General features: G+C 55.5%; 22 protein-coding genes. 16 read left to right on the top strand and 6 right to left on the bottom strand.

The annotated features are described in order from the left end of the window. Positions 1-23 precede the first annotated feature (23 nt). The 4 genes from lpdA (at position 24) to E2H98_RS04715 (ending at position 4,989) form a co-directional block, all read left to right on the top strand. Entirely contained in the window at positions 24-1,442 is a 1,419-nt protein-coding gene (lpdA, locus tag E2H98_RS04730) for a dihydrolipoyl dehydrogenase (RefSeq protein ID WP_133591455.1), read from the top strand. Between the two features lie 80 nt (positions 1,443-1,522). After that, on the top strand, positions 1,523-2,140 hold the full coding sequence (locus E2H98_RS04725; protein WP_133591457.1) for a hypothetical protein: 618 nt from the start codon (positions 1,523-1,525) through the stop codon (positions 2,138-2,140). Then, entirely contained in the window at positions 2,137-2,859 is a 723-nt protein-coding gene (locus tag E2H98_RS04720) for a M48 family metallopeptidase (protein ID WP_133591459.1), read from the top strand. The genes E2H98_RS04725 and E2H98_RS04720 overlap by 4 nt, the downstream gene beginning before the upstream one ends. A gap of 249 nt (positions 2,860-3,108) precedes the next feature. Then, complete coding sequence (locus tag E2H98_RS04715) at positions 3,109-4,989, top strand: diguanylate cyclase (RefSeq protein WP_133591460.1); 1,881 nt, start codon at positions 3,109-3,111, stop codon at positions 4,987-4,989. Between the two features lie 6 nt (positions 4,990-4,995). On the opposite strand, the gene E2H98_RS04710 is transcribed toward E2H98_RS04715, so the two are convergent. Then, positions 4,996-5,907, bottom strand: a complete 912-nt coding sequence (locus E2H98_RS04710) for a DMT family transporter (protein WP_133591462.1) — start codon at positions 5,905-5,907, stop codon at positions 4,996-4,998. Positions 5,908-6,367: 460 nt separating this feature from the next. Between E2H98_RS04710 and E2H98_RS04705 the strand changes: the two genes are divergently transcribed. The 10 genes from E2H98_RS04705 to E2H98_RS04660 all read left to right on the top strand — a co-directional run bounded on the left by E2H98_RS04705 (position 6,368) and on the right by E2H98_RS04660 (position 19,802). Further along, positions 6,368-8,632 carry a S9 family peptidase gene (locus E2H98_RS04705; RefSeq protein WP_133591464.1) on the top strand — a complete coding sequence of 755 codons (2,265 nt, stop codon included), beginning with the start codon at positions 6,368-6,370 and terminating at the stop codon, positions 8,630-8,632. 113 nt (positions 8,633-8,745) lie between these two features. Continuing rightward, positions 8,746-9,393: an OmpA family protein gene (locus E2H98_RS04700; protein ID WP_133591466.1), complete on the top strand. Its 648-nt coding sequence runs from the start codon at positions 8,746-8,748 to the stop codon at positions 9,391-9,393. A gap of 220 nt (positions 9,394-9,613) precedes the next feature. Beyond that, positions 9,614-11,251 carry a TldD/PmbA family protein gene (locus tag E2H98_RS04695; RefSeq protein WP_133591468.1) on the top strand — a complete coding sequence of 546 codons (1,638 nt, stop codon included), beginning with the start codon at positions 9,614-9,616 and terminating at the stop codon, positions 11,249-11,251. A gap of 43 nt (positions 11,252-11,294) precedes the next feature. Continuing rightward, positions 11,295-12,629, top strand: a complete 1,335-nt coding sequence (locus tag E2H98_RS04690) for a TldD/PmbA family protein (protein WP_133591470.1) — start codon at positions 11,295-11,297, stop codon at positions 12,627-12,629. Positions 12,630-12,714: 85 nt separating this feature from the next. Further along, positions 12,715-13,335, top strand: coding sequence for a DUF4159 domain-containing protein (locus E2H98_RS04685; RefSeq protein WP_198325238.1), 621 nt, complete (start codon positions 12,715-12,717; stop codon positions 13,333-13,335). Continuing rightward, a complete protein-coding gene (locus E2H98_RS04680; protein WP_133591472.1) occupies positions 13,336-14,328 on the top strand; it encodes an AAA family ATPase in 993 nt (330 codons plus the stop codon). After that, positions 14,325-15,221, top strand: a complete 897-nt coding sequence (locus E2H98_RS04675) for a DUF58 domain-containing protein (protein WP_133591474.1) — start codon at positions 14,325-14,327, stop codon at positions 15,219-15,221. Before E2H98_RS04680 ends, E2H98_RS04675 begins: the two co-directional genes overlap by 4 nt. A 6-nt stretch (positions 15,222-15,227) precedes the next feature. After that, complete coding sequence (locus E2H98_RS04670) at positions 15,228-16,250, top strand: BatA domain-containing protein (protein WP_133591476.1); 1,023 nt, start codon at positions 15,228-15,230, stop codon at positions 16,248-16,250. Beyond that, positions 16,237-18,279 (top strand): hypothetical protein, encoded by a 2,043-nt coding sequence (locus E2H98_RS04665; protein ID WP_133591478.1) that lies wholly within the window; start codon positions 16,237-16,239, stop codon positions 18,277-18,279. Before E2H98_RS04670 ends, E2H98_RS04665 begins: the two co-directional genes overlap by 14 nt. After that, the gene (locus E2H98_RS04660) at positions 18,276-19,802 is read left to right on the top strand and encodes a hypothetical protein (protein ID WP_133591480.1); all 1,527 of its coding nucleotides are present in this window, start codon (positions 18,276-18,278) and stop codon (positions 19,800-19,802) included. The genes E2H98_RS04665 and E2H98_RS04660 overlap by 4 nt, the downstream gene beginning before the upstream one ends. Before the next feature lie 10 nt (positions 19,803-19,812). Here the strand turns inward: E2H98_RS04660 and E2H98_RS04655 are convergent, their stop codons facing one another. The 5 genes from E2H98_RS04655 to ttcA all read right to left on the bottom strand — a co-directional run bounded on the left by E2H98_RS04655 (position 19,813) and on the right by ttcA (position 25,200). After that, complete coding sequence (locus E2H98_RS04655) at positions 19,813-20,385, bottom strand: DM13 domain-containing protein (protein ID WP_133591482.1); 573 nt, start codon at positions 20,383-20,385, stop codon at positions 19,813-19,815. Further along, positions 20,375-20,827 (bottom strand): acyl-CoA thioesterase, encoded by a 453-nt coding sequence (locus tag E2H98_RS04650; RefSeq protein ID WP_133591484.1) that lies wholly within the window; start codon positions 20,825-20,827, stop codon positions 20,375-20,377. Before E2H98_RS04650 ends, E2H98_RS04655 begins: the two co-directional genes overlap by 11 nt. A gap of 10 nt (positions 20,828-20,837) precedes the next feature. After that, positions 20,838-23,441: a M1 family metallopeptidase gene (locus tag E2H98_RS04645; protein WP_133591485.1), complete on the bottom strand. Its 2,604-nt coding sequence runs from the start codon at positions 23,439-23,441 to the stop codon at positions 20,838-20,840. Positions 23,442-23,511: 70 nt separating this feature from the next. After that, entirely contained in the window at positions 23,512-24,264 is a 753-nt protein-coding gene (locus E2H98_RS04640; protein ID WP_133591487.1) for a TSUP family transporter, read from the bottom strand. A gap of 24 nt (positions 24,265-24,288) precedes the next feature. Continuing rightward, positions 24,289-25,200 (bottom strand): tRNA 2-thiocytidine(32) synthetase TtcA, encoded by a 912-nt coding sequence (gene ttcA, locus E2H98_RS04635; RefSeq protein WP_133591489.1) that lies wholly within the window; start codon positions 25,198-25,200, stop codon positions 24,289-24,291. A gap of 46 nt (positions 25,201-25,246) precedes the next feature. Here ttcA and E2H98_RS04630 point away from each other — a divergent pair, with 46 nt between their 5' ends. Together E2H98_RS04630 and E2H98_RS04625 are read left to right on the top strand one after the other, a co-directional pair. Beyond that, entirely contained in the window at positions 25,247-25,822 is a 576-nt protein-coding gene (locus E2H98_RS04630) for a DUF6279 family lipoprotein (RefSeq protein ID WP_133591491.1), read from the top strand. Next, positions 25,803-26,096 (top strand): hypothetical protein, encoded by a 294-nt coding sequence (locus tag E2H98_RS04625; RefSeq protein ID WP_133591493.1) that lies wholly within the window; start codon positions 25,803-25,805, stop codon positions 26,094-26,096. The genes E2H98_RS04630 and E2H98_RS04625 overlap by 20 nt, the downstream gene beginning before the upstream one ends. Positions 26,097-26,110: the final 14 nt, after the last annotated feature.

The following is a 26,110-nucleotide window of genomic DNA, read 5'->3' as shown; positions in this document are numbered from 1 at the left end:
CATCCAAAAACAGGAGCATCGGTATGAGCAAAGGTGACATTCACGGCCAGGTCGTGGTGTTGGGTTCCGGTCCTGGCGGCTATAACGCGGCGTTCCGCGCGGCCGATCTGGGCATGAATGTGGTGCTGATCGAAGCCGGCGATACGCTCGGCGGCGTTTGCCTGAATGTCGGCTGTATTCCGTCCAAGGCGCTGCTGCATTGTGCCAAGGTGATCGATGAGGCGGCCGAGATGGGTCATCACGGCATCAGCTTTGGCGAGCCGAAAATCGATCTCGACAAGGTCCGCAAGTACAAGGAAGGTGTTGTCGGCGGCCTGACCAAGGGCCTGGCCGGTATGGCCAAGATGCGCAAAGTGCAGGTTGTCAGCGGCTACGGCAAGTTCACCGGCTCCAATTCGATTGCCGTGGAAAAAGACGGCAAAACGACCACGGTTACCTTTGATCATTGCATTATTGCCGCCGGCTCACGCCCGGTGGCATTGCCGTTCCTGCCGGATGACAAGCGCATTGTCGATTCGACCGGCGCGCTGGAACTGAAAGAAATCCCGAAAACCATGCTGGTGCTCGGTGGCGGCATTATCGGTCTGGAAATGGCCACCGTTTACCGTGCTCTGGGCGCCAAGATCAGCGTCGTTGAAATGGCTGACCAACTGATTCCGGCCGCCGATGCCGATATCGTCAAAGTGCTGCATAAGTTCGTCGAGAAAAAATACGAAGCGATCATGCTGGAGACGAAAGTCACCAAGGTCGAAGCGAAAAAAGACGGTCTGTATGTGACCTTCGAAGGCAAGAATGCGCCTAAGACCGAAGTCAAATACGACATGATTCTGTCGGCTGTTGGCCGCGTGCCGAACGGCAAGCTGCTTGATGCCGAGAAAGCCGGCGTCAAGGTCGATGAGCGCGGCTTCATCAATGTCGACAAACAACTGCGCACCAATGTGCCGCACATTCTGGCCATCGGCGACATCATCGGTCAGCCAATGCTGGCCCACAAAGCTTCGAAAGAATCGCATGTCGCCGCTGAAGTGATTGCCGGCAAGAAACATTATTTCGACCCAATGTGCATTCCGTCGGTGGCCTACACCGATCCGGAAATTGCCTGGGTTGGTTTGACCGAGAAAGAAGCCAAGCAAAAGGGTGTTGAGTATGGTGTCGGCACCTTCCCTTGGGTCGCTTCCGGCCGCGCCGCCTCGGTTGCCCGCACCGAAGGCATGACCAAGCTGATTTTCGACAAGAACAGCCATCGCGTTATCGGCGGCGGTATTGTTGGCGTCAATGCCGGCGAATTGATTGGTGAAATTGGCCTCGCGATTGAAATGGGCTGCGATGCCGAAGATATCGCGCTGACCATTCACCCGCACCCAACGCTGAACGAAAGCATTGGCTGCGCTGCCGAAATTTTCGAAGGCGTCTGCACCGAAATGCCACCGAAGCGTAAATAAGTGGTAGTAAAAAAGAAGGGCGTGGACAACACGCCCTTTTTTGTTGTTCCATAAAACTGCTTTCGTGGAGGGACATGTTTATGTGGTGGAAATTGTGGCGTCGGCACTGGCAGGGGTTGCTGATCGAGATGGTCGCGGTGTTTATCGGCGTCAGCGCGGCGTTTGCACTGGATTCTTACCGTGAACACCAGGAAAAAGCAGAGCGGCGCCAGCAAGTGGTCGAACTGTTGCTGAAGGACGTGATTGATGCCGAAAAACGTCTTGAAGAAACCCTGAAGTGGGTAAACGAATCTCCAATGTACGGCCAATTTCTGGAAAAGCTCGACGCCAAGCAAATGCCGCCACTGAAGTTTTTTGCCTTGCCGGATTTCAATTCGACGCAAATCTGGATCACGATGTTGCAGTCAGGCGGTGCCGCAGTTATCGATGTCGAGCTATTGCGTGACGTCGAAAACCTGATTGTCATGAATGATGCTTGGATCGCCCAAAATCTGCAGTTCAATGAGCTGAACCGAACAATGCTGCTGCCCAATCTTGAACAACCACCAGCGCATTTCTATGATCCGGAGACGGCAATGTTGCGACCGAAATACGGTTGGTACCCCTATTATCTGCGCACCAGCCTTCAAATGACCAAACAGGTACAAGCGCTGCTTCCGACGCTGAAGATAAAACTGGAAGAGCAACTGCAACGATGATTGGCCTGCATGTTGCGCCGGAAGAAGCCGTCCAGGTGCAGCTCGACGATGTCCCGTTAACCGTTCGGGTGATTCGTCAGGCAAGAAAGACCTTGGCGATTCATCTGACCCGGAAAATGACCTTTGAGGCTCGGGCGCCACTGCGTATGCCGTTCGGCGAAGTCGAGCGCTACGTGCAGTCGCAAACAGATTGGATGACGAAGGTGCTGAGCAAGCGCGCAGCGCTGCCGGAAGCGCAAAAGCTCAGTTACCGCGACGGCGCCGTGCACTGGTTTCTGGGCGAGCAATACCGTTTGAAACTGTTGCCGGCAACGCGCTTTTTTGCTCATGTCAGCGATGGCGAAATCCGTGTCGCCGTCAACAAGCTCGATGAAGCATCGGTCAGCAAGGCGTTGCAGAAATTCTATTTGCGCGAGGCGGAAATGCGTTTGCCGGAACGGGTGCGGTTCTGGCATCGGCGTATGTACCAGCGCGAACTACCGGAACTGAAATTCCGCGCGATGCGCTCACGCTGGGGCAGTTGTGCAGCGCATGGCGGTATAACCTTGAATACTTGCCTTTTGCGGGCATCATTGCCAGTCATTGATTACGTCATTGTCCATGAGCTGGCGCACCTGACGCACTTCGATCACAGCCCCCGATTCCACGCTCTGGTTGGCGCCGTACTACCGGATTGGAAAACACGGCAAAAGCAATTAACGGTGCCGTGCGGGTTCTAAGCTGACTACCTAAGTTTTGTTGCGTGCCAGCATGGTGCCTTGCTTGCTGCCGTTGTTGGCCAGTGATATAAGAAACCTAGATCACAAAATTGATCGGGCCAAAAAAAAATCACGCAGGATGCATGGCCCTGCAACGTTAGTGCTAATTGTAGGCTTAATGTTGTGGCGACCAACGGTCGGGGACGGGGAGCCAATGACCGATGGTTGTGACAGGGATGACGCTAATTTATCAGCGAGGGGACGGATGCCGTGACGTCAACGGATCGCTATGCCTTGGTGCTTGATGCCGAACCATCGCGGCGTGACGCCTTGCTCGCCTATCTGAATCATTTCCTGAATGTTTTACCGTTCACCGATGATCCGGTGCAAATCGCCGATGCCCAATGCCTGCTGCTGGCCGCCAATGTCACCGATGCGCTCAATGTTTTTCACGATGCTCGCCGGCGCAACAAGAAAATGGCCGTGTTGGTTTACGGTGTTCGACTGCATTGCGAAGCGGCCATTGAGCTGCTTGGTGCCGGTGCTGATGAATTTGTCATGCAGCAACACGAGCGAGATTTTGCCGTGTTGCCAACGGCGATCAACCGGGCGGTACAGGCGCGCGAACGCCAGATGGCGTTGGAACAGGCGCGTAGCGAGGCCTTGCATCATGCGCTGACGCTGGCGACGATTCTGAATCATGTCAACGATGCGGTGATCAGTTTTGGTGATAGCGGCCGCATTCAGCTGTTCAACAAGCAGGCCGAACAATTGTTCGGTTACCGCTTCAATGATGTGATTAACCAGTCGGTATTGTTGTTGATTCCTTTGCATCTGCGCGATGAAGCATGGCGCTTGTTCTCTGACGCGCAGAAAACCGATTTCTGCACGACCACCGAGTTTCTTGCTCAGCGTTTGGATGGCGAGGTGTTTCCGGTTGAATTCAGTTGCCGCTGTATTCGTTTGTCCGGCAAGGATCAATTTGTGGTAACGCTGCGCGATATCAGCAGCCGCAAAGAGATGGAAGCGGCGCTGCATTTTCATATTGCCTTGGAGGGATTTATTTCTTCGGTGGCCACCGATTTGATCAATCGCCCGACACCACATATTTCGGCAGCGATCGATGGCGCCCTGTCGACGATGGGGCTGATGTGCAATTTGCATCGCTGCTATGTGTTGCTGGAAAGTCCGGATACCCGCAATCTGAGCTGTGTCAATGAATGGAATGCCACCGGTATCAGCTCGCTGCGCGAACGCTGGCAGCAAATCAGCAAGGAAATGGCGCCGCTATTTGAGCGACGCTTGAGTAACAGTGAAAACATTGTCGTCAATGATGTCGACGCGATGAACGACAGCATCGAAAAAGTGCAGTTGCGAAAGCGTGGTGTCAAAACCCTGCTGCTGCTGCCGCTGCGCATGGATGAGCGTGTCAAGGGCGTGCTGGGTCTGGAGTCGACCGCCGCCGCGCGGCAATGGACCGATGTGGAAATTTCCCTGTTAAGTTTGATTGCCGCGGTGTTTGCCAATGCCTTTGCCCGGCAACGGCGCGAACTGGCGTTGGAAGCCTTGTCCTCGGAATTGGCCGACGCCAATGTCCGCTTGCATCAACAGGCCAGGCGCGATTCGTTGACCGGCATTCACAATCGCCGTCATTTCGATGAAGTGCTGGAGCAGGAATATCGACGTGCCTTGCGCGATAAGAAGCCGTTGGCAGTGCTGATTTGCGATGTCGATTTTTTCAAACCGTACAACGATCTGTATGGTCACCCCGCCGGCGATGCCTGCCTGGTCAAAGTAGCGTTGGTGTTGACCGAAAGTTTTCAGCGCAGCGGTGATTTATGTGCACGTTACGGCGGCGAAGAGTTCGTTGTGCTGATGGCCGGACTGAGTGGTGAGCAGGCCTTGCAGGCTGCGGAGCGGGCGCGACGCTTGCTGGCCGATGCCGTGCTACCTCATGCGCGTGGCGTCAACGGCATTGTCACGGCCAGCTTTGGGCTTGCGTCGATGTCGCCCGATTCGCCAGTACCGGTAAAGGAGTTGTTGCAGGCCGCCGACCAGGGGCTCTACCGATCGAAAGAATCAGGCCGTAATCGCTGCACGCTGATTCCGTTGGCAAAAGGCGATCAACCGGCGACCGGCGTGGCGATTTGAATGTGACTAACGGCGCAGCAACGCGGCAGCCATTGATCCCAGAACGACCATCAACGCACCTAGATAGCTCCAGGCATTCAGCGGTTCCAACACGACACTGCCCGGCCAGAAAAACGCCAGCAGTTCGCTGCTGAAAATGGTCACTAAAGGCGTCACCGCCAGCGTAGCGCTGACCCGTGACGCTTCCCAATGCGCCAATGCTTCAGCGAAGGCGCCATAGGCCAGCAAGGTATTCAGGCAAGCAAAAATCAGCAGCAATATGCCGGCAACACTCAATGATGCCGCACTTTGCATTTCCACACCGGGTAACAGCAAAACGGCGGCGGCGATATAGATCAACATCATGATTGCCGGCGAATTCATTTTGCGCAGCAGTGACTTTTGCGCCAAGGCATAAGCGGCCCAGGTGATGCTGGCGATCAGCATCAACAGCGCGCCGGGAAGAAATTCCGGATTGGCGGCCAAATCCGCCAAGCGCTGGTTAAAAAACAGTACCAGGCCGGTGGTGAATACTGCCAAGCCAGCCCATTGTCCCGGTGCGAACGCTTCCTTGAAAATCCAGACCGAACCGAGCAACAGAAATAACGGCGCCAACTGAATCAATACTTGCGCACCGGCGGCGGAAATCTTGTCGATGGACCACAGGTAAAACAGATAATTACCGACCAGGCCGGCAACGCAGATCAGCAGCAGTTTCCAACCGGAACCTTGCAGCGCGCGACGAGCCGGCAGTTGCCGACGCGAGCGTAGCCAGAAAAACAACAGCAAGGCGGCGCTCAAGAAACGAAACCAGCTGATCGAGATGGCGTTCATTTCGGTCAGCAGGGCTTTCAGTGCCAGCGGCAGCACGCCCCAGAGCAGGGCGGTGGTCAGCGACAGCAACAATCCCCGTTGCCATTGCCCGGAAACCTGATGCATCGGGAATATCCATCAGTGAGGGAGGGGCGGCATTATCCTTGTTGCCGTATGGAGAAGCCATCTCAAAAATGTCTGAAGCTCGACGATCTGCGCGAATGCGGTGCTCGGCATCCTCATTTACTACCTGTAAACTCCGGTTCCTGCGCTCCTATTCACGCACCTCGCCATCGCCCAGACGATTTTTGAGATGGCTTCGAGTAGCAAATCACGGCAAGGTTCGCGACAATAGCGGCCAATTTTGCTTCTGCCGGTCGATGTTCAGCTAGCGTTGTGCATCGGCGGGCAGGATGTCGACAGCTTGTTTTCGCCACGCGACGAACGCCGAATGCGGCGTACGCGGGGGCCGGTGTCTCAGGGATGGGCCGTCAGGCCAACACGCAACGGATCGGTTGCGTTACCGTCTCGTTCGCGTTGTTGGCGTAAAACAGCGTCGTGCCACCACGATCGGGATGCCTTATTCATGTTGTCAAAATGTCGTTACGCCTTGCTCGCTGGTTTGCTATGTGGTTCGGTGCAAGCCGAACAACTGACGCTGGAGCGCTTGCATCAGGAGCCATCGCTGTCCGGACCGAGTTTGCGCCAGGCCGAATTCTCACCGGATTCGCAACGGGTCACTTATTTGAAAGGCGCGATCGACGACGCTGCCAGGCTCGATCTGTGGCAGTACCTGCCGGCCACCGGCGAATCTTCGTTGCTGGTCGACAGCGCCAGCCTGACCGGTGGCGAGCAGCAGTTCTCGGCCGAAGAGCAGGCGCGGCGCGAACGCCAGCGCGTTTCCAGCACTGGCATCACCCGCTATAGCTGGCATCCGGATGGGCAATCACTGATGTTCCCGCTGGCCGACAAACTCTGGCTGTTTACCCCGGATGCGCCGGAATCCTCACGCTTGCGTCAACTCGCCGAAGGCAATAACGCCACCGACGTGCGTTTTTCTTCGCTCGGTCGTTTCGTCAGTTTTGTTCGCGATCAGAATATCTTTGCCGTTGATGTCGCCAGCGGTCGGGTGCGGCAATTGACGCTCGATGGTGGTGGCGATGTCAGTTTCGGCATGGCCGAATTTGTTGCTCAGGAAGAAATGGATCGTGACACCGGATACTGGTGGGCGCCCAATGATCAGTTTCTGGCGTTTGCCAAGGTCGATGAATCGCCGATTCCGATGGCGCAGCGTTACGAACAAGGCAAAGACGGTTTTAATATCGTCAGCCAGCGTTATCCGTTTGCTGGCAGCAACAACGCCATCGTGCAAATCGGTGTCATGGACATGCTCGATGGCCATGTCACCTGGCTCGATCTCGGCAGCGAAAAAGATATTTATGTTGCGCGTGTCAACTGGCTGCCGGATTCCCGTCATATCACGGTACAGCGTCAGAGCCGCGATCAGCAAACATTGGATTTACTGGTGTTCGATATTCTGACCGGCAAGCCAGTGCCGCTGCTGCGTGAAACCAGCAACACCTGGGTCAACCTGCACAGCGATTTACGCTTCATCAGCAACGGCCAGCAGTTTATCTGGGCTTCCGAAAAATCCGGTTTCAAACATCTTTATCTGCATGATCGCGACGGCAAACTGATCAAGCCATTGACGCAAGGCGAGTGGGCGGTTGAAGCGCTGAAAGCCATTGATGAAGTCAAACAGGAAATCTTCTTCACGGCTTACAAGGATTCGCCGTTGGAATTGCATTTGTATGCCGTGTCGATGAAAGACGGACAAATTCGCAAACTGACCACGGAAACCGGCTGGCATAACGTCACCGTTTCCGAAGACGGCGAATACTTCCTCGATTTATTTTCCTCGCCGGCACAACCACCACAGTTGAAGCTACATGATCGCAGTGGCAATCGTTTGACTTATCTGCTGGAAAACGCCATCGACGACAGTCATCCGTATGCGCCTTATGTGTTGCACGATATTCAACCGACTTTTGGTGAAATCAAGGCGGAAGACGGTCAGGCGTTGTTCTACCGGATGTATCAGCCCGCAGTGCTCGAAGAAGGCAAAAAATACCCAGTGATTATCGACGTCTATGGTGGCCCACACGGTGCCCGCGTCAACAAGGCCTGGGATAGCCGTAACGGCTTTTGGCACAAGCTGATGGCGCAACGTGGTTTTGTCGTATTCTCACTGGATAATCGCGGTACCAACCGTCGCGGTGTCAAATTCGAAGCGCCGATTTATCAAAAAATGGGTGTGCCAGAAGTGGTCGATCAACAAGCGGGTGTTGCGTTTCTGCGCACGCTGCCATTTGTCGACGGTGAACGCATTGGCGTGTTCGGCTGGAGTTATGGTGGCTACATGACGCTGATGAGCATGATGAAAGCGCCGCAGGATTTCAAAGTCGGTGTATCGGTGGCGCCGGTGACCGATTGGCTTCTGTACGACACGCACTACACCGAACGCTATATGGGCCTGCCGGCACGTAATGCCGAAGGCTATAAAAACAGCAATGTGTTATCGCATGTCGATGGCCTGCAGGGAAAACTGTTATTGGTGCACGGAATGGCCGATGACAATGTTCTATTCTTGCATGCGGCCAAACTGATCGATGCGCTGCAACGTAAGAATAAGCCATTCGATTTGATGCTGTATCCCGGCAGCAAGCACGGCATTCGTGGCGATGATTTACGCTTGCACCTGTTCAGTTTGATTACCCGTTATTTCGAGCAACATTTGGCAGTGCCAAAAAATGCCGTGGTCAACGAATCGGTGGCTGAAGCGTTACCATAATAATTCAGGTTGAATTCAGCCGGTTTTGCTTAGTCTGAACCGGCGTCTTATCAACAACCAATTCGACACCACTGATTGGCTAAACCCCGTTTTATCGAGACAAGGAACCCATTATGAATTTCAAAGTGCTTACGCTTTCGGCTGTGGCTTCAACGCTGCTGGTTACTGGTTGTACGGTCAACCCGTATACCGGTGAAAAACAAGCCAGCAAAGCGGCAACCATCGGTGGCGTATCGGCTGCCGTTTGCGGTGCACTCGGTAGCCGGAAAAATCGTGAAACCGCGCTGAAATATGCGGCGATTTGCGGCCTGGCTGGTGCTGGCGTTGGCGTTTACATGGATACCCAGGAAGCCAAGCTGCGTCAGGAACTGGAAGGCACCGGTGTGCGTGTACAGCGCAATGGCGATCAACTGAAACTGATCATGCCGGGCAACATCACCTTTGCGTCCGGTCGCTCGGAAATCCAGTCAAGCTTCTACTCGGTGCTCGACTCGGTATCGAAAGTATTGAAAGAGTTTGACGATACCGATTTGCTGGTTGGCGGCCACACCGACAGCACCGGCAAATTGGACATGAACATGGAGTTGTCGCGTGCTCGCGCTCAAAGCGTTGCCGATTACCTGGCATCACGCGGTGTCGCCCGTGATCGTCTGGTGGCTCGTGGCTATGGCCCGAACATGCCAATCGCCGATAACAGCACTGATGCCGGCCGTCAGGCCAATCGCCGGGTAGAGCTGGACTTGGTGCCGCGCGAACATTGATTGGCTGCATTTACGTAGCTGAAAAGGGCCGCATTGCGGCCCTTTTTATTTCCCAAGCGTATAACCCGCTTAGGTGAATATTGCCTGCTGCTCTGCAGCATGCTTGATTTGGCGGACCTCAGAAAGATTTGTTAACAATTACAAACATTTGTGCGCTCACGTCTGACCCCGGCCCGGTGTAGCTTTACCGCTCACCTCAAACAAGAGACGGAGCTGCAGCGTGGAACGACGCGATTTTCTGAAAATTTCCGGTATAGGTCTTGGTGCGATGATGTTCCCGGTTATGGGCCGTGCCATTGCCGCCGAAGAGCTGTTGTCACCGATGGCTATCGCTTTCAAAAAAGAACTGGCCGACGCCGCGCTGAATGCCGCTACGCAAGCGGGTGCCAAATACTGTGATGTGCGCATTGGCCGTTATCTGAACCAGTTCGTCACCACCCGTGATTTGACTGTGCAGAACGTCGTCAATACTGAATCGCTCGGTGCTGGCGTGCGTGTCATTGCCAATGGTTGTTACGGTTTTGCCGCGACCCATGTGCTGACCAAAGAAGCCATTGCCCAGGCAGCCAAACAAGCCGTCGCCATTGCCAAAGCCAACAGCAAAGTGATGACCGATCCGGTCGTGTTGGCCGAACAGAAAGGTGTCGGTGAAGTCAGTTGGAAAACGCCGATGACGAAAGATTGGCGCACAGTGCCGGTCAAAGAAAAAGCCGAGTTGTTGATCGAAGCGAACAAGGCCGGCATCGCAGCCGGTGCCAGCTTCATGCAGTCAATCATGTTCCAGGTCAACCAGCAGAAATATTTTGCCTCGACCGATGGTTCCTATATCGATCAGGATGTGCACCGTTTGTGGGTGCCGTTCTTCGCGACTGCTGTGGATAAAGAGACCGGGAAATTCCGTAACCGTCAAAGCCTCGGTGCCCCGGTCGGCCGCGGTTACGAATGGCTTGATGCCCGCAAAGAGGACAAAGTGTTGGCGGCGGGCGGCATGACGACGCTGTACAAGAATTCCTACGACATTATTGAAGATGCCACCAACGCTGGTCGTCAGGTGAAAGCGAAACTGACGGCAAAATCGGTGGAGCCAGGCAAATACGATCTGGTGCTGTCGCCAGAGCATTTATACCTGACCATTCACGAAAGTGTCGGTCACCCGCTGGAGCTCGACCGTGTGCTCGGTTATGAAGCCAATTACGCTGGCACCAGCTTTGCAACGCTCGACAAATGGCAAAGCAAGAAATTCCAGTACGGTGCGCCAATCGTTAATTTATACGCCGATAAAACCGAGCAAGGCTCTCTCGGTGCGGTCGGCTACGATGACGAAGGCGTGCCATGCAAGCGCTGGGACTTGGTCAAGGACGGCGTACTGGTCAACTACCAGGCGATCCGCGATCAAGTGCATATGCTCGGTGAAAAAGCCTCGCATGGCTGCTGCTATGCCGATTCCTGGAGCAGCGTGCAGTTCCAGCGCATGCCGAACGTTTCGCTGGCCGCCGGCAAGAACAAACTAACGCCAGATGAGATGATCAAGGACATCAAGAAAGGCATTTACATTGTCGGTGCCGGTTCGTTCTCGATTGATCAACAGCGCTACAACTTCCAATTCGGTGGTCAACTGTTCTACGAAATCAAGGACGGCAAAATCGTCGGTGAACTCGAAGACGTGGCCTACCAATCCAACACCCAGGAGTTCTGGAATTCCTGCGCCGCGGTTTGCGATGAGCGCGATTGGCGCATGGGCGGTTCCTTCTTCGATGGCAAAGGCCAGCCGGGTCAGATCAGCGCCGTGTCGCACGGCAGTTCGACGGCGCGTTTCAACGCGGTCAATGTCATTAACACGGCCCGCAAGATTGGTTGATAGCCAGGTTTTGCCGATTCAAACAGATTTAAGGAATTGACTCATGACGATGATGACTGAAGCTGAAGCAAAGAAAGTGCTCGATAAAGTGTTGTCGCTGGCCAAAGCCGATCAATGCATTGTGCAATTGACCGGTGGCCGCGAAGGCAACATTCGCTTTGCACGCAATACCGTTTCCACCAGCGGTGAAGTCAGCGATCTGCAATTGGTGATCTCGGTCGCCTATGGCAGCCGCAACGCCGCGGTAACGACCAATGATTTGAGCGATGCCTCGCTCGCTGCAGCAGTAAAACGCGTGCAGGAGCTGGCAAAGTTGGCGCCGGAAAATCCCGAGTTCATGCCGGCGATCGAAAAACAGAAATACAAAGCCAGCGATACTTTTGCGCAATCGACGGCCGATATCACGCCGGCTGATCGGGCTCAGGCGGCTGCTGACTCGTTGGAGCCGAGCCGGAAAAAAGGTTTGGTTGCGGCCGGCTTCCTGCAGGACAACATCGGTTTTGTTGCCCATGCCAATAGCAATGGCGTGTTTGGTTACCAGAAAACTTCCGGTGTCGATTTCACCTGTACGGTGCGCACCGAAGACGGTCGCGGGTCCGGCTGGGTCTCGCGCAATGTCGATGATTTCAAACGGATGAGTACGGCCAAAGCCAGCGATATCGCGATACAGAAAGCGGAAATGTCGGTCGATGCGAAAGCGTTGGAGCCAGGTCGTTACACCGTTATTCTGGAGCCGGTCGCGGCGGCGGGCTTGATCAACATGATGCTTGGCGGCTTCGATGCCCGTAATGCCGATGAAGGCCGCAGTTTCATGTCGAAAAAAGGTGGCGGCACGCGTTTGGGTGAGAAGTTTTTTGATGAGCGCGTCAATATCATCACCGACCCGTGGCATCCGGATGTTCCAGTACTGCCTTGGGATGGCGAAGGCTTGGCACGCGAGAAATTGGATGTGGTGAAAAATGGTGTTGTTAACTATTTGAACTATTCGCGCTACTGGGCCAAGCAGAAAGAAAAACAGGCGAAAGCCTTGCCAGGTAACTTGATCATGAGCGGCGGCAAGAAGTCGCTGGAAGAGTTGGTCAAGGGCACCAAGAAAGGCATTCTGGTTACTCGCACTTGGTATATTCGCATGGTCGATCCACAATCTGTGCTGGTCACCGGTTTGACCCGCGATGGCACGTTCTACATTGAAGACGGCAAGATCATGTACCCGATCAAGAACTTCCGCTTCAACGAAAGCCCGATCACGATGTTGAACAACATCGAAGAACTCGGTGTACCGGAGCGCATTGCCGGTGATGAAGCGGCGGTAATCATGATGATTCCGCCAATGAAGATCCGCGACTTCAACTTCACGTCGCTGTCGGATGCCGTGTGATCGTCAAACTGTCGTGACAAAACGCCCGCAACCGCGGGCGTTTTGTTCGGGTTGTGGTAAAGGGCTATAGGTGAGGTAAGGGCTGTTGGCGCGTTACGATTTTTATTTCACTCGGCTGATGTATGAGTCTGGTGACTGGGACGTTGACCAACGCATGCCGTCGAACATTCTGCACTCGCTGGTGCAGTACACGACCTTGCGTGTCGACCCGGTCGAACGCATCGTAGCGCTGTCCGACCCGGTAATGCTGGAAGCACCATTTTGTTATTTGGCCGGTCACAAGCTGGTGCAGTTCACCGAAGCCGAAGCGGCCAATTTTCGTCAATATGTCGCCAACGGTGGTTTCGTTTTTGTCGACGATTGCAATCACGATATCGATGGTCTGTTCGCCCAATCATTCGAGCGCCAGATGGCGCAACTGTTCGGTGACGACGAGTTGAAAAAAATCCCGAACAATCATCTGTTGTACCGCAGCTTCTTCGAATTCGATGGACCGCCGACAACCAGCGTTGAGCTGAATGGTTGGGGCGATGATCTGGTCCACGATTATCTGAAAGCAATAGTTGTCCGCGATCGCATCGCGGTGTTGTACAGCAACAAAGATTATGGTTGCGAATGGGATTACGACTTTCGCAACAAACGTTGGTATGCCGTGGACAATACCCGGTTTGCCGTCAACATCATCATGTATGCATTGGGAGGCTGAATGCAGCTCGCATGGTCTGAAAGCGAAGTACAGGATCTGCATGGTGCATTGATCCAGCTGAAAGCAACGATCGCCCAGAAAATGCTCGGCCAGGAGCAAGTGCTGGAGCAGGTGCTGTTGGCGATGATGGCCGGCGGGCACGCGTTGATTGAGGGCGTGCCTGGCCTTGGTAAAACGCTGCTGGTCAAGTCGATTGCCGAATCGATTTCGCTGGACTTCAAACGCATTCAGTTCACGCCGGATTTGATGCCGTCCGATGTCATCGGCACCGAGTTGCTTGAAGAAGATGCGCAAACCGGCAAGCGCGTATTTCGCTTTCAAAAAGGGCCGATTTTCACCCAGATCCTGCTCGCCGATGAAATCAACCGGACGCCACCGAAAACCCAATCGGCGTTGCTCGAGGCGATGCAGGAAGGTTCGGTAACCTTTGCGGGCGAACGCCATGTGTTACCGAAACCGTTCTTTGTGCTGGCCACGCAGAACCCGATTGAACAGGCCGGCACTTATCCGCTACCTGAGGCTCAGCTCGATCGCTTTCTGCTGCATATCACCGTGCCGTATCCGGGCGCCGATCAAGAGTGCGCGATCGTCATGCAAACCACCGGTGTCGCCAGCCAATCATTGCGGGCGGTCATGGATCAGCAGCAATTGCAACGCGTGCAGCAACTGGTTCGTGAATTACCGATCAGCGAGCGCTTGGTGCGTTATGCGGTTACGCTGGTGCGCGAAACCCGGCCGCAGGACAGCGGCCTGTCGCTGGTGCGTGATTACTTGAGTTGGGGGGCCGGAACGCGTGCGGCGCAGTCGCTGGTGCTCTGTGCGAAAGCGCATGCGGTGCTGCACGGTCGCTTGGCCGTCGGCCGTGATGATTTGCGTGCGGTGCTCGGTTCGGTGTTGCGTCATCGCTTGGTCTTTGGCTTCCAGGCCGAAGCCGACAATATCCGGTTTGCCGATGTGCTGGATGCACTATTGCAGATCCCGATGCCGGCATGAATCTGATTACGCCGGCGTTTATCCAGCGCGTTTCCCGTTTGCATTGGCCAATCAAACGCCGTTTGCACGGCATTGGCCATGGCATGCATCAGGGCCGCAATCGTGGCGCTGGGCTGGAATTCAGCGAGTATCGCCGCTACGAACTCGGCGATGATTTGCGTCGACTCGACTGGAAACTGTTGGCGCGTTCCGATCGCTATTTTATTCGCGAAGCAGAACGCGAATCGCAGGTACCTTGTTACTTGTTGCTCGATACCAGTGTCTCGATGAACGCGCGCGATGCCGGCAGCGGTTGGTCGCGTATCGAGTTGGCTTCGGCGGTGGCGGCAGGGCTTGCGGCGATAGCCATTCGCCAGGGTGATGAAGCCGGGTTGATCACATTAAGCAACGATAACTTGCGGGTGCAGGCAGCGCGGCGAGGTTTTCACGCCTTGAAGCCGCTGGTGTCGACCTTGCAAGCGCTGCGCGGCGCAGGCCAATTGCCGCCACCGGAGCAGGCATCAGCGGTGTTTTCGGTATTGCGCCGGCCAGCGTTGTGTGTATTGATTTCTGACTTTTTCGACGACAGCAGTTTGCGCTGGCTGCGTTATTTGTATGCCGGCCGACACGATGTGATCGCGTTGGCGTTGACGACACGGCAAGAGCGTGAGTTTGCATTCGACAAGTCAGTGACGTTGCTCGACGATGATCAATCACGTTTGGCCACGATCGCGCCCCATGAACAACGCAGCGGCTATCTGCAGGCGTTTCAGGCTCACCGTCAACAATGGCAACATTGGTGCACCAGTCACGATTTGCAATGGTTGGATGCGGATGTCCGTGACACGCCGGAGGCGATCATCCGTCGTCTGCTCGATCAGCGCTTGCAGCGCACGATCAAACGCAGCGCCTGAGCGAGCATGCTGACGATGATTCAGTTTCAAGTTCCGATGGCGCTGTGGGCACTGAGTGCGATGATCCTGCCGGTATTGTTGCACTGGTGGCATCGCCAGCAACAACAGCCTGAGCACTTTTATGCGCTGCGTTTTCTGCCTGCCGAGGAAACGCCTGTGCGTCATCGCCGCCTGCACGATCCCTGGTTGCTATTGCTGCGCATGCTGATTCTGGCCTTGCTCGCGCTCTGGTTGGCGGAACCAACTTTTTCCTGGTCGCCAACACGTGAGCGCGATATTGAGTTGGTGCATCCGCGCGCGGAGTTGCCCGATGAAAATCAGCATAGCGAACGTTATTGGCTTTGCGCTGATGGGTTGCGGCCCATTCGTGAACCGCGCTGCGAGGAACCGGCACTGTGGCTCAGTCTGTTGCGCCATCAGCAGGCCTTGGCGGATGTTCGGCAGATAACGCTGTACTTACCGGAAGGATTGCTGTTGACCGGCAATCTGAAACCGAGTCTTCCTTACCAAGTTGTCTTGCAACGAGTTGCCGCAACAACGCTATTCTCGCCCGCGCCGATTCGCATCGCGGCGCCAGTCAGTTGGCAACCAGCAATCGACGCATTGAATGCGCTGCGACTACATGCAATTTGGCAACGTGTTGATCTCAGCACGGAAAGCCCTGTTGATATTGCCGTGCATCGCGATGATTTGCCGGCGGCGGTGCACTGGTATCCGCAGCCGTTTGATGCGCAATCCGATTCGGGTTTGCAAAGCTTGCAGCAGAATCGCGTGTTGTACCTGGCGCCGGTACCATCTGATCCAAACAACTTGACGACCGAAGTGTTGGCGGAGCTTATTGATCGCAGTGAAACCTGGTTGCGGCAATGGCAGCCAGCAGCGCTGTCCGACAATGCTTCGATACAACCGCATTTTGCTGAAAGCGAGGTGTCATCGTTCAGCCGAACGTTGCCATTACAGAACCTGTTGATGGTGTTGCTGCTGCTGGCAATAGTGATTGAGCGGGGAATTAGCTATGGCCGGCGTTAAGGATTGGCGCCGGCGTTTGTGCCGCACTCACGTGGCACGGCAAATGGCCGTGCTGTTATTCGCATTACTACCGTTGCTGGCAGCGTGGTGCTGGTTTTTGCCTTCGTCTGTTATTGCGGTAGCGTTGCTCGCATTGGTTGCCATCATCGCTCGCGGCATCATGGCCTGGCGTCATGCATCAGGCCAGTATTTGCATTGGCTGAATGATGCCTGTCCTCAGTTACAAGACAGTGCCGAGCTGCTGCCGGCGACGGAGTTATCGCTCGTTGCGGAGCTGCAACGCCAACGGATTGCGAGAAAGCTCGCGGCATTGCCATCGGCAAACAGCATTGTTCCGGGCATTGCCTGGCGACGATATCTATTGCTGGCAACGGTGCCAGCATTGCTATTGGTAGGAAGCATGTGGCTGCTGCAGACGCGCAGCGAAACCGCCGCATTGAATGCCGCATTGGCGCTGGAAAAATCGGCTGCTGGTTTCCAGTTTACCGTGCAGGTAATGCCGCCGGCCTATACCGGTTTACCGGCGTTTGCACTGACAGCGCAAGAGGCGGAAATTCCTGAAGCCAGCGAAGTTCAGTTGTGTCTGCAAAGCGAGGATGCGCAGCTGCGCTGGCGTTGGTTAGGCGAGACGACAAGCTTCGGCACCGGTTGCCAAACGATTCTCATGCAAGGTCATCGTGCTTACCAGATTGAACGCCAGGATCTGGCGGCACCGCTGCAACAAGGGCGATTGATGATGCGCCGGGATTTGCCACCGCGTATCGATATCAGCCAACCGGAACAGGAATGGAACGATGTCGATGCCACTCGCGACTCGCTCCAGTTGGCGCTGAAAATCGAAGACGATTATCGGCTGACTCACATCACCTTGCATTCGACCTTGGCGCGCGGCAGCGGTGAAAACGTCCGGTTTCGTGATCAGGTAGAAACCTTGGCCAAACCTCAGCAAGCCAGCTGGCAGCATGTGTTGCAACGACGCCTGAAAACCATCGGCATGGAGCCCGGCGATGAGTTGTATGTTTTTGTCCAGGCCCATGACAACAAACCGCAGGCACAGCAAACGCGCAGCCGAACCTATGTGTTCCGTCATCCGCTGGCATCGTCGGCAGCCTTGGCCGAAGCTACGCTGCCGGCCGACCAGCGGGAAAAGGGTTTGCGTTCGCAGCGACAATTGATCATCGATACCGAAAGGCTGATTGCCGAGCGGGCGTCGTTATCCGACGAGATGTTTCAGCAGCGTTCACGACAACTGGCCAGCGACCAGATGGTATTGCGTTTGCGCTATGGCGAGTTTCTTGGTGAGGAAAGCCATTTTGCCGAAAACGAAGCTGCAGAAACCGATGTTCATCATGAACACGATGGTCATGATCATGGCGCGGAAGGCGGTGAAGCCTTCTCGATGAAATCGGCCGGCGATTTGATCAGCGAGTTCGGCCATAGCCACGATATCAGCGAAAACGCCACGTTGTTTGATGACGCGACCAAAACGCTGCTGCGTCAGGCATTGCAGGCAATGTGGAATGCCGAGCGTGAGCTGCATGTCGTGGTACCGGAAGCGGCGCTGCCGTTCGAATATCAGGCGTTGGAAGCGATAAAAGCGATACAACAGGCCGAACGGATTTATCTGCACAAAACGGCTTATACGCCACCACCGATTGATGAAGCCGAGCGTTTCCAGGGCGAACTGCTGAATATCACCGAGCCGCGCCGGCAATATGCCTTGCATGACGATGAGCGGCTGCTACGTCAGCGCCAATGGGTCAGTCTGCTTGGCCAGCGGGAACTTGCCGAGCAGCAATGGCCGGCAACGGAAACCGAAGCATTGCGGGCATTTTTACAGGTACAAAGCGCGGAAGATTTGGCGGCGTTGAATGCCTTGTCGCTGATGCAGAATGATTGGCTGCATTGTTTTCGTTGTCGCTTGGCGATCCGCGACTATTTGCTGAGCCAGTTGCCAACGCCGCGTGCGCGCCCGGCACAATCTTCCGATGCACTGGCTCGCTGGCGTAAGCAGTGGGAGTCGCGATGATGATCGCCGTTTTCATTATCGCCTTGGCATGGTTGTTATGGCTCGGTTGGCGCAAGCGTCGCGTTGAGGCGTTGACTGGTGTAACGCTTTTGCTGCTGGCGCTGCTGTCATTCGGCCAGCCGTATTGGTCAACGGCTGCTGTGCTGCAAATCGTCACCGATGGTGCCGAGCCGGTAACGAGCACTTCGTCATTACTGGATTTGCGTGGTTTAACGCCTGCGCAACAACAGCAGCGTTTGCTTGGCACCAACGTATCCAAATGGCAGATCCACGGCGATGGTTTTGAAAGCGATGTGCTGGCTGGCCTCAATCTGCCGATGATCGATTGGCAAACGGCTGCAGCACCAGCTTTTCAATTGCAGTATCAAGCCTATGCCACGGAGCGCGCGATTTGGACATTACGGTGGCAACAAACGATTGCGGCGGACCGGGTGCAACTGCGCAACGCCGCCGATCAACTATTGGCGGAAAAGTCGGTAACGCAAGAGGGCGAGCTAAGTCAGGCAACGCTTGCCTATCAGTTCAATGCCGAGGGCATTTATCCGTTGCGGTTACAGGTTTTTCAAGCTGATGCGTTGCAAGCGGAATACCCGGTCATGGTCAGTGTGACGGCCGCACCGGAGTTTGCCGCCATGTTGCGTTTCAGTGCGCCATCATTTGAGTGGCGCGCAGCGAAAGCCTGGCTTGAGCAGGCCGATATACCGTTTCAGTCACGAGTACAAATCGGCAAACAACAGTTCCGTGAAGATCGCAGTGTCAGCGCCGCGAAATCCGATGCGCAGCGACTGCAATTGGTTGACTGGCGTTACTGGCAAACACCGCCCAGTAATGTTCAGCAGCAACAGCGTCAGGCGCTACTCGACGGTGAAATCCTGATTGTGTTCGCTGGCGATGTCGATGATGAAGCCAGTGCGCGTGAGTCGCTGCGACAAGCGTTGCATACTGAATCGTCCGACAGCGCATGGCAAAGCGGTAATGCCGATTATCGCTACTTCAGTTTGCCGGTCGGAAAAGGCGCCATTCTGTGGTTGGCCGAACCGCAATGGCATCGCATCTGGCAACGTTTTCCGGAGCGTTATGCGGCGTTCATGGCGGAACGGATTGCCGAGCTGGTCAAGCGCGAACAAGCGCAAATCGTCAATCATGCGCCACTACTGACTGGTCGCGCCCAATCGCTGTGTTTCGATAATGCCACACAGCAGCAATTGACGATCGAAGTAGCGTCGCAACGCTGGACCGTGCCTTTGCAGGATGCTTCATGGCCGGGCCGTCGTTGCGCAACATTTGCTGTTGAACAGGAAACCTGGATGCAGGTAAGCCTTGATCCACAGCGCTGGTCGCAAGCGGTTGTAGCGGCGTTGCCGGTTGCGCAGCAGCGTTCAGAAAAACACCTGATGATGTCGCGCCTCTTACAGCAGGATGAAGCGGCCGCCGAAACCGGACTGCCTTGGCGATGGTTATTGTCAGCGCTGATCGTGGTGTTATTGATGCTGAGCTGGTGGCGCGCCAACCGTCGCCAATAAGGGTAATGTACTACGGTGTAGCCGTGATCGACGCCGTCGCATAAATGTCGTTGAAGAAAGGCGTGAACACGACGACACCGCGATAGCCGCTCAAATCGATGTCGGCGGGAATCAGATAATTCAATTCGCCGCTTTGCGCGCGCAATTCGCCAAGATCAATAAAATCTTCCAGCACGATATCCGCCTGACGCACGCCGGGACGGGCGGTCAGATAAACATGCAAGCCGGGACCGCGGACAATCGAGAACTGTTCCATGCGCAGCAGGTGTTCGCCATTGCCGAGTCGATACAGCCGAACAACGCCTTTGGCCGGACGTTGTTCATGCACGCTGCCGAATTCGCCATAACTCAATAGCTGTGGCGGATTCATGTCCTCGGGTGTTTTGGGCATTTCATCATGCAGCGCTTCCGGCAAGCCGGCGGATTTTTTCTTCGCGTTCTGTTGCGGTTGCGCGGTTTCAAAAAACGAGAATTTCGGAGCGCCGATGCTGCTGCTCTGGCCCCAGTGCCAGAGCGCGTAAAAGCCGATAGCGATAAGCACCAGCAATGTCAGTAGAATCCAGTTCAGCTTGTTATTGAGCATCGATGACAAACTCCCGCTGTTCCAGCGCTTCGATGCGTTTTTTCAATGCTGGCGGAATATCGGCTTTGCGCTGATGACGATAATCGAACATGACGATCTCGGCCTCGCCTTCGGTGGTGATGGCGTTCTGGCTGGCGCTGACAATGGCATATTGCTGCCAAAAGCGGTTATTGCTCATTTTCGCTATCCGCACACCGACCAGCAAGGAATCGGGAAACGTGATTGGTCGTTTGTAGCGAGCGGAAGTCGCCGCCAGTATCGGCGCCACGCCCTCATTCTCATTCGGGTCCATCATATTGACCTGATGACCATAGGCGACCCGTGCCGATTCAAAGTAACGGAAATACATGACGTTGTTGACGTGCTGGAAGGCGTCCATCTCGCCCCAGGCAACGGTGATCGGATACACAAACGGAAACGACTCGAGCAAAGGATGGGACATCAGCGGTTCCTCATGGCTGTTGTGATGACAGGGCGCGTTCGGTAAACGCCGCTTTCATTTCGATGCATTTCTGGGTTTGCTGTTCCGCCGACAGAATGGCATCGAGGTGGCCAACGATATCAGCGGTGTGTTCGAGCAAAAAGGTTTTTGCTTGCGCCCAGATATCGGCGTCACAGAATTGCGCCAACATTGGCGGCAGATCGGCAATGCGGAACGTCGGTTGCCGCTCGCGGATGGCCGGGAAATGATTGCGCAGATAGCTGAACGTGGCGAACTGCGTCGGTGGATGTTGCAGCCAATCGTTCAATAGCCGCCATTGTTCGTTACTCGACAGGCATGGATGCGACAGCTTGTCGATCATGCGGGCATGCACTTCCGGTCGGCGGATATTGCCAATGGCCTGCACCAAATCATTACGAATATCGCCCTGATTCTCCCGGCAGAGATGGTTCAGTACCGAGTCGACTTGTTCCGGTTGCGTTTCCAGCCACACGGCCACGCGCACCGGATCACTGTTCAGGCTTCGATCCGCAAACGCTTTCGGCTTTTGCATCGTCTGCAGCAATTGCTCGCGCAGTAACGGCAAGCGCAAATCGAGCGCCATCCATTCCCGAATCGTTGGTGTCCAGGGTTGCGCCGCACCCGCGAACCGTTCGCGCAATTGTTGCCGCGTCGCTTTCGCATCGCGGCTCAGGCGATACAACGCGAACTGCGCTTCGTCGATAAACGATTCAGTAACCACGGCCGCTGATTGGCTGCTGAGTCGAGCGGCCAACCGCCAGAATGGTTCCGACGGTAATTGTTGCTGGCGATAACTTTGCGCCAGGTTCTCGGCCATCTCCAGCGCCTCGACGCTGCTGTAATGGGCGCTGCCGGTAATCAAGCGCTGCCATTCATCCGTGGCAAGCGACCAGCGGTAATAACCGGCGCCATCCGCATTCGGTAAAACGACCGCTTCGCAGGGCTGCGCCGTTTGCCATAACTGTTCGCTTTGATTGATGACCTGGCATTGCAAGGCATTTTGTTGGTCATGAAAGCGGGCGCAGACGGGAATGGTCCAGGCGGTTTGTGTGGTTTGCGCGGTCGGCAGAATTTTCTGGCGCAATATCAGGCTCAAGCGATTATTCTGACATTGTCGTTCGAAATGAATCAGCGGCACGCCCGGTTCATTGATAAAGCGATCAAACTCGCTGGCCAGCAATGGATGCGCGACCGAATCGGTAACCGCGTGATAAAGCTCTTCGGTGCCGGCCAGATCGTAGGCATGGCGGGCAAAGAACGCGCGAAAGCCGGACTGGAAACGATCTTCACGAATGAAACGTTCCAGCATATGAATCAGCGAGGCCGATTTCAGCGTTGCCTGAGCGCTGTAGGAAGCATGAATTTCCTTGCTGCTGTCGATCACGCCCGGCTGCAAGCGACGCACTTCATTCAAGTCGATCTGAATGGCCTGTTGCTTGTTTTGCTGGCGTTCAATATCAAAACCCAGCGCCGGGTAGCGCTCGTGCAGTAACCGATACGTCAGCCATTCGACGACGCCTTCGTAAATCCAGACATCGTTCCACCATTCCATCGCAACCAGATTGCCAACCCAGTGATGCAACAAGCCGTGCGTGAAGTAACTGAGGAAAAACCGCTGTGAGGTGGCGAGATTGTGTTGATCGAACAACATCAGACGATCGCGCAGATTGATCGCGCCCGGATGTTCGAGCACGCCTTCGGTGGCATGCGGCACGGCCAGTACATCCAGCTTTTCAAACGGAAACGGCATGCCGAAATAATTTTCGGCCGCTTCGACCATCGGTCCGATATGCGCCAGGGCAAACTGACTGCGTGCGCCTTGGCCTTTGACGGTGACGGCGCGGATCGGCAGGTTCTGGCGGCGAAATTCATTCGGTTTCAGAATCGGACCGGCGACGATATCGAAAGGCCCAACGCTGATGTTCAGCTGGTGCAAAGAGATCGGTGGTGTACGAACAAAATGCACGCGCTTGCGACCATTGCCGAGCACGCTGGTTTCCAGCAAAGAAGTGGTGCTGACGACGTGATGCCAGGTTGGCGCGGTAACCGACAAATCGATACGAGCGCGAATACCCGGCTCATCAAAACCAGGAATGGCTCGGCGTGCGAAAATGGTGTTGAACTGATTGAACACATACCAGTCGCCATTGATTTGCTGACGCCACAAGCCTTCCTGATTGGCGGTGTAACGGCCCTGATAGCTCAAACGCACATGCGCGGTGCCCGGTGCCAGTGAGCGCGACAACTGAATGCGTGTCAGGCCGTCTTCGCTTTCCTCAACGGCACTAGCCGGATGCCAGTTCTGCAAGTCGTCGCTGCTTTCAATGCGGTTGAAACGCAATGCCTGGGCATGTAGATACAGCGCATCAATGCGCTGATCCAGTTGCAATTCAATGGTGGCGACACCGCTGAAATCCTCGGCATCCGGCAATAGCGTCAACTGCACATCGTAGTGCAGTGGCCGAACATGATTCGGCAGCCGGCCGTTGATCGGCGACGGATCGGCGTAACGGAAAAACTGATGCCAGATAAACAGTGCCAACAGCACCGCGGCCATACAGCAATACAACAGGGAGCGTAGGGACCAGCGCATCAACACCAACACCTCGGGAAAGCGAGTGGCGAAGTGTAACGCATCGCCGCGCTGTCACGAAGTCGCGCTGTCACGAAGTCATGAACAGGCGAATCGAGATCGCAATGGACACCACGACCAGCACGCGGCGCACCAATTTTGCACCGCCGCGAAACACCAGCCGGGCGCCAATCTGGCCGCCGATAATCTGACCGACAGCCATGACGCCACCCGGCAGCCACAACACCTTGCCTCCGATGATGAAAAACACCAGCGCCACGCTATTGCAGGCGAAATTCATCAGCTTGCTGTGGGCGGTAGCGACCGGCAGCGTCGTGCCGAGCACGGCGACGCAACCAATCGCAAAAAAGGTGCCGGTGCCAGGACCGAAAAAGCCGTCGTAAAAGCCGACGCCGAAACCCACGGTGAATGCGAACACTGGCATGCTGACCCGTTGATGGCGCTCGACATCGCCTGCGCGCGGCGCTAGCAGCATGTACAGCGCAATGGCGATCAACAGCCAAGGAATGACTTGTTTTAGAAAGCTCGGATCGATCGATTGCACGGCCAAGGAACCGAATGCACCGCCGACGCCGGAGGCTACAATTGGCGGCCAGAATCGGCGCAGATCGACCATTTTGTGGCGAACAAAATGTAATGAAGCCGACATCGACCCGAAACAGCCCTGCAGCTTGTTGGTACCTAGCGCCATCGCCGGCGGAATGCCAACGGCCATCAGCGCCGGCACGGTCAGCAAACCGCCGCCACCGGCGATGGCATCGATGATGCCGGCGACCAGTGCGACCACGAACAACAACGCCAATACGTCGACGGCAAATTCCATGATGGGATTTTTCTCGTTAGGGAATTACAGCTGCACGATATTCAGGCGTCCGCTGCTCGGGATGACATCGTCCTGGTCTGGCTCCGGGTCGCGAAAGCTTTCTTTGTCGAACGCGCGATCGCCGTCTTCATTGGCGACGCCATCGGCAACCAACGCGGCAAAATCAAACAGCTCGCGATCGACCAGATGCGAAGGCACGACGTTTTGCAGCGCCCGGAACATCGTTTCGATACGGCCCGGAAATTTTTTGTCCCAGTCCTGCATCATCTGTTTGACGACTTTGCGCTGCAGATTTTCCTGCGAGCCGCAAAGATTGCAGGGAATGATCGGAAAGGCTTTTGCTTCGGCGTAACGGGCAATGTCTTTTTCGCGGCTGTAAGCCAGTGGCCGGATGACAATATTCTTGCCGTCATCGCTGACCAGTTTCGGCGGCATGCTTTTCAGTTTGCCGCCGTAAAACAGATTCAAGAAAAAGGTTTCCAGCATGTCATCGCGATGATGACCAAGGGCAATTTTGGTCACGCCATGACGCTGGGCATAACCGTACAAAATGCCGCGCCGCAAACGCGAGCAGAGCGCGCAGGTGGTTTTGCCTTCCGGCACCACGCGCTTGACGATGCTGTAGGTGTCTTCTTCAATCACTTCATACGGCACGTCGATGCTGTCCAGATAAGTCGGCAGCACATGCTCGGGAAAACCGGGCTGTTTCTGGTCGAGATTGACCGCGACGATATCGAAATGCACCGGCGCCGAGGCGCGCAAAGCCAACAGGATATCGAGCAACGTATAAGAGTCTTTGCCGCCAGACAGGCAGACCATGACCTTGTCGCCATGCTCAATCATGTTGAAATCGGCGATGGCCTGACCGACTTCGCGGCGCAGGCGTTTTTGCAGTTTATTGAACTCGTAACTGGCTTTGCGGGTCAGTTCAGACATCGGTAGGGGCCCTCGACAGCAGGGGGCGGATTATACGGGACGACTCATGCTCAATGTACGAAAATCCAGCAGGATGGCCTTATTGCCACTGGTATTGCTGCTCAGCGCCTGCTCGTTCACGTTCATGTATCCACGCGCCGATTTCTTTCTCGGCTGGCAAATCGACTCTTATCTGAGACTGGAGTCCGCCCAGGAGCGCTGGCTCGATGAGCGCTTGGAAGCGCGGCTGCGCTGGCATCACCAGCAGGAACTGCCGCGCTGGCGTGACTGGCTGGTGGCTTTGCGCAACGATGTCGCTGAGCAGCGCATCGATGAAGCCGGCTACGAGCAATACATGGAGCAGCTCAGCCAGCTGCTGCGGGCGACTTCAGCAGGCCTGATAGACGATGGCACCGCGCTGATCCAGCGCTTGAGTGATGAGCAGGCCAAGGCCTTGCTGGAGCGGCTGCAGGAGGAAGTCGATGAGGAAATCGAGGAGCTTGCCGATGAAAGCCTCGAGGAACATCTGGAACAGCGTTACGAACGCTCGGTCGACAATTACGAAGACTGGTTCGGTCGCCTGAGCGACGAGCAGCGTCAGGCCGTGGCAGCAAAGCCCGGACATGCGCCCGCATGTGATTGAATCACGTCAGCGCTGGTATCGCTATATCGAACAAGTGCTGGCCAATCCCCAGGACGAAGCGGCCACCCGTGCCGCCGTCACACGCATGCTGACCGAACCGGAATCGCTGCGCACGCCGGAGTATCAGGCGCTGTGGCAGCAGCGCGGCGAACAGCGCAAACAAATGCTCGGCATCATTTACCGCAGCGCCAGTGACGAGCAGCGCCAGCATTTGCTTGCAGAACTCGACGAATGGATTGAGGATTTCAATGAGATGATCGCGCGCGATATTTGATTGTTGCGCCGAAC

This window comes from Permianibacter aggregans (assembly GCF_009756665.1).
GTDB classification, from domain to species: domain Bacteria; phylum Pseudomonadota; class Gammaproteobacteria; order Enterobacterales; family Permianibacteraceae; genus Permianibacter; species Permianibacter aggregans.
The sequence above is the reverse complement of the archived record's forward strand: the minus strand, read 5'-3'. Positions and strand labels throughout refer to the sequence as shown.